At 64.0% G+C, this 13,919-nt stretch carries 13 protein-coding genes; 9 read left to right on the forward strand and 4 right to left on the reverse strand.

The annotated features are described in order from the left end of the window. The first annotated feature begins 127 nt into the window (after positions 1–127). The gene (locus J2X44_RS09105; RefSeq protein ID WP_310089187.1) at positions 128–583 is read left to right on the forward strand and encodes a PilZ domain-containing protein; all 456 of its coding nucleotides are present in this window, start codon (positions 128–130) and stop codon (positions 581–583) included. A 27-nt stretch (positions 584–610) separates the two neighbouring features. Here the strand turns inward: J2X44_RS09105 and J2X44_RS09110 are convergent, their stop codons facing one another. Together J2X44_RS09110 and J2X44_RS09115 are read right to left on the reverse strand one after the other, a co-directional pair. Then, on the reverse strand, positions 611–1,894 hold the full coding sequence (locus tag J2X44_RS09110; RefSeq protein ID WP_310089188.1) for an amidohydrolase family protein: 1,284 nt from the start codon (positions 1,892–1,894) through the stop codon (positions 611–613). After that, the gene (locus tag J2X44_RS09115) at positions 1,867–2,772 is read right to left on the reverse strand and encodes a neutral zinc metallopeptidase (RefSeq protein WP_310089189.1); all 906 of its coding nucleotides are present in this window, start codon (positions 2,770–2,772) and stop codon (positions 1,867–1,869) included. Before J2X44_RS09115 ends, J2X44_RS09110 begins: the two co-directional genes overlap by 28 nt. Before the next feature lie 153 nt (positions 2,773–2,925). Here J2X44_RS09115 and J2X44_RS09120 point away from each other — a divergent pair, with 153 nt between their 5' ends. From J2X44_RS09120 to J2X44_RS09150, 7 genes are all read left to right on the forward strand, one after another. Continuing rightward, positions 2,926–4,083 (forward strand): patatin-like phospholipase family protein, encoded by a 1,158-nt coding sequence (locus J2X44_RS09120; RefSeq protein WP_310089190.1) that lies wholly within the window; start codon positions 2,926–2,928, stop codon positions 4,081–4,083. A gap of 27 nt (positions 4,084–4,110) precedes the next feature. Then, complete coding sequence (locus tag J2X44_RS09125; RefSeq protein ID WP_310089191.1) at positions 4,111–4,896, forward strand: 3-hydroxybutyrate dehydrogenase; 786 nt, start codon at positions 4,111–4,113, stop codon at positions 4,894–4,896. Between the two features lie 237 nt (positions 4,897–5,133). Beyond that, on the forward strand, positions 5,134–5,787 hold the full coding sequence (locus J2X44_RS09130; RefSeq protein WP_310089192.1) for a DUF4893 domain-containing protein: 654 nt from the start codon (positions 5,134–5,136) through the stop codon (positions 5,785–5,787). 196 nt (positions 5,788–5,983) lie between these two features. Then, positions 5,984–7,309, forward strand: a complete 1,326-nt coding sequence (locus J2X44_RS09135) for an amidohydrolase (protein WP_310089193.1) — start codon at positions 5,984–5,986, stop codon at positions 7,307–7,309. Between the two features lie 138 nt (positions 7,310–7,447). Then, entirely contained in the window at positions 7,448–8,269 is an 822-nt protein-coding gene (locus J2X44_RS09140; protein ID WP_310089194.1) for a helix-turn-helix transcriptional regulator, read from the forward strand. Positions 8,270–8,937: 668 nt separating this feature from the next. Continuing rightward, positions 8,938–9,120: a hypothetical protein gene (locus J2X44_RS09145; protein WP_120216033.1), complete on the forward strand. Its 183-nt coding sequence runs from the start codon at positions 8,938–8,940 to the stop codon at positions 9,118–9,120. 72 nt (positions 9,121–9,192) lie between these two features. Next, the gene (locus J2X44_RS09150; RefSeq protein WP_310089195.1) at positions 9,193–10,179 is read left to right on the forward strand and encodes a TerC family protein; all 987 of its coding nucleotides are present in this window, start codon (positions 9,193–9,195) and stop codon (positions 10,177–10,179) included. 155 nt (positions 10,180–10,334) lie between these two features. Here J2X44_RS09150 and J2X44_RS09155 read toward each other — a convergent pair whose 3' ends face one another. After that, positions 10,335–11,927: an isocitrate lyase gene (locus J2X44_RS09155; RefSeq protein WP_310089196.1), complete on the reverse strand. Its 1,593-nt coding sequence runs from the start codon at positions 11,925–11,927 to the stop codon at positions 10,335–10,337. 140 nt (positions 11,928–12,067) lie between these two features. Here J2X44_RS09155 and J2X44_RS09160 point away from each other — a divergent pair, with 140 nt between their 5' ends. Beyond that, positions 12,068–13,456 carry a short-chain fatty acyl-CoA regulator family protein gene (locus tag J2X44_RS09160; protein ID WP_310089197.1) on the forward strand — a complete coding sequence of 463 codons (1,389 nt, stop codon included), beginning with the start codon at positions 12,068–12,070 and terminating at the stop codon, positions 13,454–13,456. Between the two features lie 16 nt (positions 13,457–13,472). Here the strand turns inward: J2X44_RS09160 and J2X44_RS09165 are convergent, their stop codons facing one another. Continuing rightward, on the reverse strand, positions 13,473–13,841 hold the full coding sequence (locus J2X44_RS09165) for a RidA family protein (RefSeq protein WP_310089198.1): 369 nt from the start codon (positions 13,839–13,841) through the stop codon (positions 13,473–13,475). Between the last annotated feature and the right edge of the window lie 78 nt (positions 13,842–13,919).

Below are 13,919 nucleotides of genomic sequence, written 5' to 3' on the forward strand. Positions count from 1 at the left end.
GTCGCGGACGCTGCCACCCGGGACTGCCGCCGACAAGCCGAGCTTGGGGTCAGGAAATTCGCGTCGGCAACGGTCTTTCGTTGCATCCGCTAACCTTCTTTTAACCAGCCAACTCCACCACTAGTCCATGGCCATTTTTGGACAATTTCTTCCCGCGGCATCCGGTGGCGATCAACGTCAGGATGTGCGCCGAAAGCTGAGCCTGCTGGCCCGCGGCGTGAAACCCGATGGCACCGGCGTAGAGGTGCAGATTCACAACATCTCTGGCACCGGGCTGCTGTTTGAAAGCGATATCAAGCTGACGGCCTGCGACCGGATCGAAATCGAGCTGCCTCACGGTGGAGACATCACGGCCGTCGTCATCTGGGCCAGCGGGCGTTTGTTCGGATGCCAGTTCGAAGGGCCGGTATCGCCCGCGACGCTGAGCGCCGTGGAACTGAAAAGTGCGATTGCCCCGGCACCTGACCCGTCGCGCGACGCGCCGCCAGCGGACGTCCGGGACCTTATCCATCGCAGTCGCGAGCAGATCGCACGCGCCGCCGGACTAAGCGTCGACAGGGTCCGGATGATCGTTGAATATTGATCGAAAATCAGACCTGATTTTAAGGCATTAGCGGACGATCACGCCGCCCTTCATCACATGATCGATCTTTTCCAGGACGGTGATGTCCGTTAGCGGATCCGCCTTCACCGCGACCATGTCGGCAAACCGGCCCGGCACGATTGCCCCGACATCGTCGCGACCCATCTCGATCGCGGCGCGGCCGGTGGCCGATTGGATCGCCTGCATCGGGGTCATGCCATATTTGACCATATAGCGGAACTGACGCGCGTTCAGTCCGTGCGGATAGACGCCAGCGTCGGTGGCATATCCGATGTTGACCCCCAGGGCGACAGCCCGCCGAAAGGCGGCGCGCTGGGCGTCGGTCGTCTCGCGGTTCTTGCGCAGATATTCGGCAGGCCAGCCCTCCTTCGTGCCAACATCCTCGATGTAATCGCCGTTGTAGATGTCCATCGCCAGCCAGGTGCCGTGCCGCTTGGCCAGCCGCAGCGTCGCTTCGTCGGCCAGGCTGGCGTGTTCGATGCTGTCGACCCCGGCGGTGATTGCGTTCTGGATGCCAATGGCGCCATGGGCGTGGGCGGTAACCCTTTTGCCGCGCGCATGAGCAACCTGCACGATCGCGCGCAACTGAGCGACGGTCAGCTCGGGTGCCCCGGGTTCGGTGCCGATCGCCAGCACCGCGCCGGTGGCGATCGTCTTGATGAAATCGGTGCCTTGGTCGAGCAGATAGGTCGTCTTCGCCGCGGCTTCCTCGGGCGTCGCCGCGACCCCTAGGCGCAGGTCCGGCGGCAGTTGATCGTTCGGAACGACGCCGTTCAGTTCGCCGCCGCCTTTCGGAATGGTCAGATAGGCACCCGCGACCCACATCCGTGGTCCCGGGACATCGCCGCGCTCGATAGCGTTGCGCAGCGTCACGTCGGTGAGCCCACGATAGGTGCCGACGTCGCGCACGCTGGTGAAGCCCGCGTCCAGCGTCACGCGGGCGTTGCGCGCGCCGACCAGGACGGTTTCGGCGGGCGACGCCTTGATCGGGGCTGCCAGATCGGCGCTCTGGCCTAGATCGGCGAGGTGGGTGTGGAGGTCGATCAGTCCAGGTAGGACGGTGAGGCCCGACCAGTCGAGCCGCGTCGCGCCCGCGGGGGTCGCGCCACACGGGCCGACCGCCTTGATCCGCTCGGCCTCGATCGTGATGCACTGGCCGGTGCGAACATCGTTGGTGACGCCGTCGATCAGCCGTCCGGCCTCGACATACAGCGTCGCTGCCGACGCCGGCAACGCGGCGAGCGCCCCCGCAAGCGCTGCGATCAGATGGCCGTGTCGAACGCGTTGCACTGGCGCGGATCCCCCGATTGCAGGCCGCGGCGCAGCCACGTCATGCGCTGTTCGCTGGTGCCGTGGGTAAAGCTCTCGGGGACCGGACGCTGGCCCGCCGAGCGCATCAGCGTGTCGTCGCCGATCGCGTTGGCGGCGCGCATCGCTTCTTCCATGTCGCCCGCTTCCATCACCGGCTGGCCCGCGCTGGTCTTGGCGCGTGCGGCCCAGACACCCGCATAGCAATCGGCCTGCAATTCCATGCGAACTTGCAGCGCATTGCCCTCCGCCTGCGAAGCACGCCCTTGTGCCTGGCGAACCTGGTTCGAAATTGCACTGATCGTCTGGATATGATGGCCGACTTCGTGCGCGATGACATAGGCCTGCGCTGCATCGCCCGCGGCGCCGAATTTCTGTTCGAGCTCGCGAAAAAAGCTGGTGTCGAGATAGACGCCCTGGTCGGCCGGACAATAAAATGGACCCATCGCGGCTTGCGCGGCGCCGCAGGCGGAACTGTTGCGTTCGGTGAAGAAGTTGAGCGTCGGCTTCTGGTAACCGCTGACCAGCCCTTCCCACACGGTGTGTGTCGATCCGAACACGTTGCAGGCAAAGCGTTCGGACGCCGTGTCGCAGGCGACGTTCGCGCCGCCGCGGCTGTCGGCCATCGGATCGGCACTCCCGCCGCTGCCGCTGAGCAAGCTGGCGCCCGGACCGAGCAGGAAAAAGGCCGCCGCGCCGATCAGCAGGATCGTGCCGCAGCCCATCTTGCGCCCCAGCAGCATCGGCAGGAACCCGATCAGCAGTCCGCCAAGGCCGCCACCACCCCCGCCGAAACCCCCGCCACCGCCGCGGCCAAGGTCACGAATATCGTCGCCGGGATCATAATCGTCGAGGCGCATGGGGGTCTCCGCCGTTAAAGTGTCTGTTTGGACTAGGGTGTTACAGCAGCGGCGGGCAATTGAAAGAGGCTTCGCGAGCAACGCGGCGCTTGCAATCATTTGTGCTGCGGCGCACCAATCGCGCGATCGCGGACCAAAGGAGCCCCCGAGTCCATGCCACGCCGTGCCGCCACCCCCGCGCTTCCGCTGCCCGACCTCGTCGTGCTTGTACTGCAGGGTGGCGGTGCGCTTGGGGCGTTTCAGGCGGGGGTCTATGAGGCGCTGATCGATCTAGGCATCGAGCTCGACTGGGTGGCGGGAATTTCGATCGGCGCGGTCAACGCCGCAATCATCGCGGGCAATCCGCGCGATCAGGCAGTGGGCAAGCTGCGCGAATTCTGGGACGGGGTGTCCTCGGCGCTGCCCACGCTGCCGACCGCCGACAATGACTGGGCGCGCGAGTGGACGCATATGCTGGCGGCTGGACAAGTCGCGGCATTTGGCGTGCCCGGATTTTTCACCCCGCGCTGGCCGCCGCCGAGCTTTGCCGATCGGCAGACGCCCGAGGCGGTGAGCTTTTACGACACGGCGCCGCTGGTCCAGACGCTTGACCGGCTGGTCGACTGGGACCGGGTGAACAAAGGGAATGTCCGCCTGTCGGTTGGCGCGGTGGCGGTCGAGACCGGCAATTTCCGTTATTTCGACACCAAGGTCGATACGCTCGACGCGCGGCACATCTTGGCATCGGGCGCCTTGCCGCCCGGACTGCCGCCGGTCGAGATCGACGGCACCTGGTATTGGGATGGCGGGCTGGTGTCGAACACTCCGCTTGAACATGTCGTCGATGCCGCGAAAGAGGATATGCTGGTGTTCCAGGTCGACCTGTTCCCCGCGCGCGGCGAGCGGCCGCACGATATGGAAGAAGCCTGGTCGCGCGAGAAGGATATTCGCTATTCCAGCCGCACTCGGCGGATTTCGGACGGGCTGGTGCGGCGGCGCAAGGAGCATCGGTTGATCGACCGGATGCTGGCGAAACTGCCGCCGGAGTCGCTCGCCCTGCCCGAGGTCAAGGCGGTGCAGCGGATGGTCGATTGCAAGGCGCTGAACGTTGTCCAGCTGATCCATCAGCCGCCCAAATGGCAGACCGGGGCGCGCGATTTCGAATTTTCGCGCTCGACGATGGAAGTCAATTGGGCGCTGGGTCATGCCGCGGTCGAAGCCGCGATGAAGGACGGCCATCTGCTCGCCGACAGCATCGCCGAAGGCCGCTCGGGCAGCTTCGCGGTGCAATCCGACGCCCTGCGGCCCAAGGCCGACCCCGACATCAGCTGATACTCCCCCACCGAAAGGATTCCCAAAATGCGTCTCAAAGGAAAAACCGCCCTTGTAACCGGATCGACCTCTGGCATCGGGCTCGGCATCGCCAAGTCGCTGGCGGGCGAAGGGGCGAATGTCATCATCAACGGGTTCGGCGATGCCGCGGCGATCGAGGCCGAGCGCGTCGCGCTCGAAGGCTTGAGCGGCGGCAAGGCAACATATGACGGCGCCGACCTGACCAAGGTCGAGGCGATCGCGGAGATGTTCGCGCGCGCCGACGCCGACATGGGCGGGGTCGATATTCTCGTGAACAATGCCGGGACGCAGTTTGTGTCGCCGATCGAGGATTTTCCGGTCGAAAAATGGGATTTGATTCTGGCGCTCAACCTGACGTCGGCGTTCCACACCATTCGCCACGCGGTGCCGGGGATGCGCAAAAAGGGGTGGGGCCGGATCATCGGCACCGCGTCAGCGCACTCGATCGTCGCCTCGCCGTTCAAATCGGCCTATGTCGCCGCCAAGCACGGGCTGGTCGGGTTGACCAAGACGGTTGCGCTGGAAGTTGCCGATGCCGGGATTACCGCGAACTGCATCAGCCCCGGCTATGTCTGGACCCCGCTGGTCGAGGGGCAGATTCCCGACACGATGAAGGCGCGCGGGATGACGCGCGAGCAGGTGATCAACGACGTCCTGCTGGCCGGCCAGCCGACCAAGCAGTTTGTGACGGTCGAACAGGTCGCGGCGCTGGCGTCGTTCCTGACCCGCGACGAAGCGGCGAACATCACCGGCGCGAACCTGAGCGTCGATGGCGGCTGGACCGCGGCCTAAGCCTTCCTTCTCCCCTTGCGGGAGAAGGATAGGGAGGCTTGTGAGCGCAGCGAACTAGCGGGACTTGGGTGAGGGGTTGCGAGCCGAAGGCTCGCAACCCCTCACCCAGCTACGACTAGGCAGCAAACTGCCAACTCTGCGCAACCCTCTCCCGCAAGGGGAGAAGGAAAGGTGGCCTTGAGCATTTTCCTTCCCCCTCCTAAGGTTAATGCAACCGTATCAGGGGAGAGACGGAGAATGACGGGTCGCACCAATTATATTTTTGCCATGGCGCTGGGATTGACGGCGGCGGGGTGCCAGTCGGTGCCGGTCGTGCCGCCACTGCCGCCGTCGGCCGCCGACGAGCCGCCCGCATCGGGCAGCTGGCGCGCCACCGCGACCGATGCCGATAAAGAGCGGATTCGCGGCTGGTACAGCAGCTGGGAAGCGGCGCTCGCCGATGCGCGGGCGAAGGGCTATGGCGCCGAGATCGACCGCGAAGGCGTGCTGCTGCAACCGATGGCGGCGCTGCCCAATGCGCATCTGCCCGCGGGCGATTATCGTTGCCGCACGATCAAGATCGGCGCCAAGGGACGCGGCGGGCTCAGCTATATCGCCTATGGCTGGTTCCGCTGCCGCGTCGCACCCGAACAGGGACTGTCCAGCCTGACCAAGCTCACCGGGTCGCAGCGCCCCGTCGGGCTGATCTTTCCCGATCATCTCAAGCGCCAGGTCTTCCTTGGCACGCTGGAACTGGGCGACGAGAAGATGGCGGTCAACTACGGCAGCGACCGGATGCGCGACATGGCGGGGATGGTCGAACGGATCGGCGACAATCGCTGGCGACTGGTGCTGCCCGCCCCGGCGTATGAATCATTGGTCGACGTGATCGAATTGGTGCCGGGGGGCTGATCGCCATTTGAGAATAAGTCTTTACGCCCGTTCGTGTCGAGCGAAGTCGAGACATGCTTGAGGCGCGCTACGCTGCGGGGTGTCTCGACTTCCGGCAAATGCCGAAAGTTTATCCTGAGCGCCCACAGGGCAGTCGAAGGGCTCGACACGAACGGATTAGGTTAGGCTCATAACAGCTTGATACGGGGGAATGACGATGCAGAAGTTATGGACAGGCGCCGCCGCACTGGCGCTCGCGCTATCGGTCACCGCCCCCGCAGCGGCCCAGCAGCTTGGCGGCGAGGTGCAGAAACAGATGCCGTCGCTGATGAAAATCTATGACGACCTGCACGCCAATCCCGAACTCAGCTTCATGGAGGTGCGTTCGGCGGGCATCCTCGCGGCGGAGGCGCGAAAGCTGGGGTTTACGGTGACCGAAAAGGTCGGCGGCACCGGCATCGTCGCGGTGATGAAGAACGGCCCCGGACCGGTGGTGATGGTCCGCGCCGACATGGACGGCCTGCCGGTAACCGAACAGACCGGGCTGCCTGGCGCGTCGAAGGTGCGCGTGACCACGGCGGAGGGCGTCGAGACCGGGGTGATGCACGCGTGCGGCCACGACACGCACATGACCGCTTGGGTCGGCGTCGCGCGGCTGATGGCGGCGAACAAGGCGAACTGGTCGGGGACGCTGGTAATGATCGGCCAGCCCGCCGAAGAGCGCGGCGCGGGCGCGCGCATGATGCTGGAGGACGGGCTTTATACCCGTTTCCCCAAGCCGCAATATGCGCTGGCGTTCCACGATGCGGCGCAGTTTCCCGCCGGGATGATCGGCTATACCCCGGGCTATGCGCTCGCCAATGTCGATAGCGTCGATATCCTGGTGAAGGGCGTCGGCGGCCACGGCGCCTATCCGCAGACGACGAAGGATCCGATCGTGCTGGCAAGCCGCATCGTCGGCACGTTGCAGACTTTGGTGTCGCGCGAGATCAGCCCGCTCGACAGCGCCGTGGTGACCGTCGGCAGCTTCCACGCCGGAGCGAAGCATAATATCATTTCCGACGAGGCGCGGCTGCAACTGACCGTCCGCAGCTATTCCGACGAAGTTCGCAACCATTTGCTCGACGGGATCGCGCGGATCGCGAAGGGCGAGGCAATTGCGGCGGGAATTCCCGACGAAAAGATGCCGGTGGTCAGCGTCGCCAAGGACGAATTCACCCCCTCGACCTTCAACACCCCCGATTTCACCGAGGACATGGCGGCGTATCTGAAAACCAGTTTTGGCGAGAAGCGCGTGATGCAGATCCCGCCGGTGATGGGCGGCGAAGATTTCGGCCGCTTCTCGCGCGACGACAAGGATATCAAAAGCCTGATCATCTGGGTCGGCGGCGTCCCGCAGGCCGAATATGACGCGGCGAAAAAGGAAGGCCGGACCCTGCCGAGCCTGCACTCGCCTTTCTGGGCGCCCGAAGCGGACAAGGTGATCGCGACCGCGACCGAGGCGCTGACGGCGATGGCGATGAAGTTGATGGGGAAGAAGTAGAGCGAACGACCGAAAACCGGACGGGTGCGGCGCCGACGGTATGACGAGCGATTGGCGTGTTCGTTTGCTCAGATCGTCCTGTCGTGTCCCAAATAAATTGGGATGGACCTCATCCTGAGGCTGTGGTCAGCAAATGATATGTCCGCGAAAGAACATACGCTCGGCTTGTCCGCATATCTTAATGAACGGGAACTGGAAATCCTTCGGCTGTTGGCGGCCGGACATACGGTAAAGACCATTGCCGCGCGTCTGGGCCGCTCGGAAACATCGATAAACGAGCGTTTACGTGCCGCCCGCCGCAAGACCGGACTTGGCAGCAGTCGCGAATTGGCGCGACTTTTGGACGCCCAGGAAATTTGTGACGAAAAAATCGATCTTCCGACGCAGCACTTCAACGTGGAGAACTGGCCGCACACCGGAACCATCGGGGTTCGGGGTTCGAAAGGAATCATCGTCATGTTCTTCTCCATATCCACGGTCGCCGCGGGACTCCTTGTCGCTTCCGTCCCCTCGGTCGATCAGGTCGCCACGCCGAACGGCGCCTACAGTACATCTTCGGACCAACGGCCGCTGGCCGGAAGCTGGTTGCTCGACGCATCGCTCATCCCGGAAAAGCAGCGCCCTCGACGGGTGACGATTGATTTCCGCCCATCACAGGACGGAAAATGGACGACACTCGTGGAGATTGTCGGGCCCGACGGCTCCAGCAAGCGGGCGGAATCCACGGCTGCGCTTGATGGCGTTCCCGTGCCGATCACCGGCAATATGGGTTTCGACACCGTTGCCCTGCGCCAGCCGGCGCCTGGCACGTTGGTAATGACGTTGGGGAAGGACGGAACCCGGGTATCGACCCGTGTCTATACTGTCGCCAAGGATCAAAAATCGATGACGGAGACGATTGTCTGGACTGCCGACAATCTTCCAAAACTGGAAACGACCCACTTTACCCGTATGGATTGATCGTGGCCTAGCTTGCCGCGAAGCGGGACCCCGGATCAAGTTCGGGGTGACGAAAGAGAACGCGGCTCCCCCCAACGTTGTTACCCCGGGTCAAGCCCGGGGTGACGATGGTTTTTTGTCGCAAGGTTGGGTCTGAAGAGCTGGCACCGCGCGCGCCAAGCCAGCCGATCCTATATTGCACACCCGGCCCGCGCGGGCCTTTCCTACATCACCCATTTGTGGTTCACTTTGTCCGATGATCAGCCTGATGAGTCTCTCGGCATCCCGTCGTGACGGCCCGGCCAACGGGCGCGCCGCAGCGCATTAAGGGCGCCTGACGGAGAGAAATACCAAAGCGCGCGCCTCATTGGGCTGAACTTTACTGAACTTTGGACTGTGCCAACCCGCTGCTCCCATCGCGATCGCGCTCGAACGGCCGTCTTGCGAGCCCTTGGCGCCAGGCCGCACAGATTTTGCGCCAATATGACGGGTGCGGTCTTGAAACCGTCACATGCCCCACCTAAGTCGGTCTCATGCGGGCCGGGCCCCTCTGGCGTCGGCGGGATGTTTCCCGTCACGTGATGTCGGACCGCATCGGGTGACACCGATGCTCTGGGCCTACCTCCCCCCTACACCCGGGTCCAGCATCGGCGTCACCTGCTTGATTTTCAATCAGGAGGCCCATTTTCATGACGCTTAATCCCAATCTCTATCGGCTCACCCTGCTGCATCGCCAGCTGGACGAGGCGGCGCGGCGCGAGGCGCGGCGGCGCGGGGCCGATCCCTTTCGGCTGCTGCGGCTGAAAACGCTGAAGCTGGCGGTCAAGCGGCGCTTGGCGGCGCTGTCGCTGCGTCCGGCGCTCGCGCGCTAATTTCTTCCAATCGAGACTGGAAGCGTCGTCCCGCCGGGGCGGCGCCTTCTGGCGTTACCAGGGACAATCACCATGGAATTTCTGTTTGCCGACTGGCTGGGCACCCCGGCCTGGTTCTGGCTGGCGTTTATCGCGCTAGTCGTGGCGCTCACCGCCTTTGACCTTGGCATCCTGAATAAAGAGAACAAGGAGATGGGGATCGGTGAGAGCTTGAAGCTCTCGGCGCTCTATATCGGCATCGCGATGGCGTTCGGCGCCTGGGTCTGGGCCGCGAAGGGCGGCGAGGCGGGGCTGCAATATTACACCGGCTTCTTCATCGAAAAGGCGCTGTCGATTGACAATATCTTTGTCATCTCGCTGATCTTCGCCACCTTCGCGATCCCGCCGCGCTACCAGTATCGCGCGCTTTTGTGGGGTATCGTCGCGGTGATCGTGCTGCGCGGGATCATGATCGCGGGCGGTGCGGCGCTGGTCACCGAATATGAATGGCTGCTCTATGTGTTTGCCGCCTTCCTGGTGTTCACGGGCATCAAGATGCTGTTTGCGGGCGAAAAGCCGATGGACGTCGCGGGCAATCCGGTGGTCAAATGGCTGTCGCGGCACATCCCGATCACGAACGAGCTGCACGGTGAAAAGTTCTTTGTGCGCGTCCCCGATAGCAAGACCGGGAAGCTGGTGCTGGCGGCGACGCCGTTGTTCCTCGCGCTCGTCGTGATCAACCTCGCGGATCTGGTATTCGCGGTCGACAGCGTCCCGGCGATCTTTGCGATCACCACCGATACGTTCATCGTCTATACGTCGAACATCATGGCGATCCTGGGGCTGCGCGCGCTGTATTTCGCGCTGTCGGCAATGGTGCACCGCTTCCATTACCTCAAATATGCGCTGGCGCTGGTGCTGGTGTTCATCGGGTCGAAGATCTTCGTCGCCGATTTTATCCTGGGCGGCGACAAATTCCCGCCGCTGGTCAGCCTCGGCGTGACCGTCGCGCTGATCGCGGGCGGCATCATCTGGTCGCTGGTCAAGACCCGCGAGGAGGAAGAAGTCCTGCCGCAATGACGCGATAACGAAAATGTCCGCCGGAGGCCTTGCGGCTTCCGACGGACAGGCTTTCCTCCCCAGGAAAGCAGTGGAGGCGCGGGGGCTGGGTCGCTAGCCCCCGCACCAAGCGGGGTGGCGCGAGCGGGTGCAACGGGCCGCCCGCGCCGATCTCGTTATGCGGCGAACTGGTTCATCGTGTTGTCCTTGCCAGCGGCCTTCAGAGCCGCTTCGCCAGCGAAATATTCCTTATGGTCGTCGCCGATGTCGCTGCCCGACATGTTCTGGTGCTTGACGCAGGCGATCCCCTGGCGGATTTCTGCGCGCTGGACGCCCTTGACGTACCCCAGCATCGCCTCGTCGCCGAAATATTCCTTGGCGAGATTGTCGGTCGACAGCGCCGCGGTGTGATAGGTTGGCAGGGTGATCAGGTGGTGGAAGATGCCCGCCCGCTTCGCCGAATCGCGCTGGAAAGTACGAATGCGATTGTCGGCTTCGTCGCCAAGCGCGGTGCCGTCGTAATCGACGCTCATCAGCTTGGCGCGGTCATAGGCGCTAACGTCCTTGCCCTCGGCCTGCCAGGCGTCGAACACCTGCTGGCGGAAGTTCAGCGTCCAGTTGAAGCTCGGCGAATTGTTGTACGCGAGCTTTGCGTTGGGAACGACTTCGCGGATGCGGTCGACCATGCCGGCGATCTGTTCGATGTGCGGCTTTTCGGTCTCGATCCACAGCAGGTCGGCGCCGTTCTGCAGGCTAGCAATGCAATCCATGACGCAGCGGTCCTCGCCCGTGCCGGGGCGAAACTGATAGAGGTTCGAGGGCAGGCGCTTCGGGCGCATCAGCTTGCCATCGCGGTTGATCAGGACGTCGCCGGGGTTGCCCGCGCCGTCAACCTCTTCGCAATCGAGGAAGCTGTTATATTGGTCGGCGAGGTCGCCGGGCTCTTTCGAGAAAGCGATCTGCTTGGTCAGCCCCGCCCCCAGGCTGTCGGTGCGGGTGACGATGATGCCATCCTCGACGCCCAGTTCCATGAAGGCGTAGCGGCAGGCGCGGATTTTCGCGATGAAATCCTCGTGCGGTACGGTGACCTTGCCGTCCTGGTGGCCGCACTGCTTCTCATCCGAAACCTGGTTTTCGATCTGGAGCGCACACGCGCCGGCCTCGATCATCTTCTTGGCAAGGAGGTACGTCGCCTCGGCATTGCCGAAGCCCGCGTCGATGTCGGCGATGATCGGCACAACGTGCGTTTCGTGGTTGTCGATGCTTGCCTGAATCTGCTTCGCCTTCAGCTCGTCGCCTTCAGCGCGCGCGGCGTCGAGTTCGCGGAACAAGCCACCCAGCTCGCGCGCGTCAGCCTGGCGCAGGAAGGTGTAGATTTCTTCGATCAGCGCCGGAACGCTGGTCTTTTCGTGCATCGACTGATCGGGCAGCGGGCCGAATTCGCTGCGCAGCGCGGCGATCATCCAGCCAGACAGATAGATGTAGCGGCCCTTGACGTTGCCGAAATGCTTCTTGATCGAGATCATCTTCTGCTGCGCGATAAAGCCGTGCCAGCAGCCGAGCGACTGGGTGTAATTCGCGGGGTCGGCGTCATAGGCGGCCATGTCGGCACGCATGATGCGCGCAGTATAGCGGGCGACGTCGAGGCCGGTGCGGAACTTGTTCTGGGCGCGCATGCGGGCGATGCTTTCGCCGCTGATGCCATCCCATGTGCCGTCGTAATCGCGGATGAGGCGGCCTGCCTGTGCCATGTCTTCCTGGTAACCCATCGTCTTTGTCCTTGAGAGGAGGTGATGGGTGGATACTGGCGAAGGTGCCGCGGAAAGTGAAAAGCTTTGTCAATAATATTTGTCAAATATGGTCTATCGGTGTAAATCGGCGTGTAAATTAGTAAAGAAAGTTACAGGCGATGGCGGAGCGACGGGTGTTTGCGGGGCCGGCGGTGCGCAAGGTGCGGCGCGAGGCGGGGATGACGCAGGCGGCGATGGCCGAGTCGCTGGATATTTCGCCAAGCTACCTCAATCTGATCGAGCACGGCCAGCGGCCCTTGTCCGCGACGGTGATCGTCAAGCTGGCCGAGCGCTTCGGCTTCGATGCCGCGACGCTGGGCGTCGATGCGGTGCCGGGCGGCGCGGCGGGGCTGCGGCGGCGGTTGTCCGATGCACGCTTTGCCGATCTGGGGATCGGCGCGCAGGAGGTCGAGGAGTGGCTGGCAGCCGCGCCGACGACCGCCGCGGCCTTTGCCCGCCTGTTCGATGCGGCGCCCGAAGCGGGCGCGGCTTTACAGGAAGAAGCGCCCGAAGTTGCCGCGGTGCGCCGCGCGATCGAGAAATGGCGCAATCATTTCGCCGATCTGGACGCGAAGGCCGAGGAGCTGGCCGACGAACTGCGGCTGGCGGGCGGCGACCTTTATGGCACGATTTCCGAGCGTTTGCGCACCCGGCATCAGCTGGGCATCCGCATCCTGCCGTCGGACGTGATGCCCGATCGCCTTCGCTGGCTCGACTGGCACGCGCGGCAACTTATGCTGAGCGAATTGCTGCGCCCCGCGTCGCGCACATTCCAGGCGGCGGCGACGCTGGCGCAAATCGAGGCGAAGGCCGAGATCGACGCGCTGGTTGCGGGCGCCGAATTTGCCGAGAGCGCAGCAGCGCGCCTGTTCGAGCGGCATCTGGTCCACTATTTCGCCGCGGCCCTGATGATGCCGTACAGCCGCTTCCTGCGCGCCTGCGATGCGACGGGATACGACCTGCTGCTGCTCCAACGGCGTTTCGGCGCGGGATATGAGCAGGTCGCGCACCGCCTGACGACGCTGCAGCGCGTCGGGGCGCGCGGGCTGCCCTTCTTCATGCTGCGCATCGACCGCGCGGGGCAGGGCAGCAAACGCTATGCCGGGGCGAGCCAGTCGCCGCTGGTTGACGGCGATACGCGCTGCCCGCTGTGGGGCGTCCACGAAGCCTTTGCGCGCCCCGGCGAAGTGATCGCCGATCTGGTCGAGCTGGAGGACGGGTCGCGATGGTTCACGCAATCGCGCAGCGTTGCGGCGCCGGGGGCGACTGGCAGCGGGACGCCTGCGCGCTTTGCGGTGTGTGTCGGGGTCGACGCGAAGGTCGCGGCGCCCTTGGTCGCGGCGCGGGGGATCGACCTGATGCGCAGCCCCGCAACCCCGATTGGCCTAGGATGCCGCCGCTGCACGCGCACCGGATGTGTGCAACGGTCGATGCCGCCGCTGGGCCGGCCTTTGCGGTTCAGGGATGGCGAGCGCGGGGTAAGTGCGTTCGATTTTGCGGGCGATTGAGGGGGGGCGGCGAGCCCTAGTCGGATGCGAGCGCAATTGCCTCGATTTTGATCCGGAAACCGAAATGCAGCGGCCCTGTTGGCACCACGCTCCGTGCCGGACGCACTGGGCCGAAGAATTGGCCATAGACCTCGTCGAGTTCGGGCCAGTCGCCCATGTCGCTGAGATAGACGGTCGTTTTGACCACCTGCGACAGGTCGGCCCCCGCCTCGCTGAGGACCGACTGCAAATTGGCCAGCGCTTGCTGCGCCTGTTCCTTGAACGACGCGCTGGCCAGCGACGTGGCCCGGCCCTGTCGCCGCGGCAGCTGGCCCGAAGTGAAGATCAGGCCAGCGCCGCGCGTGAACGGCGAATAATGCGGGGAGCGGACATTTGGCGACGTCATACGATGACTCCAGACTCGATCGGGCGCGATGCCCTTCGTTCTGGGGAATATCGCGTGCGCGGGGCATGCGACATTCCC

Source organism: Sphingopyxis sp. BE259 (genome assembly GCF_031457495.1).
In the GTDB taxonomy this organism is placed as follows: Bacteria; Pseudomonadota; Alphaproteobacteria; order Sphingomonadales; family Sphingomonadaceae; genus Sphingopyxis.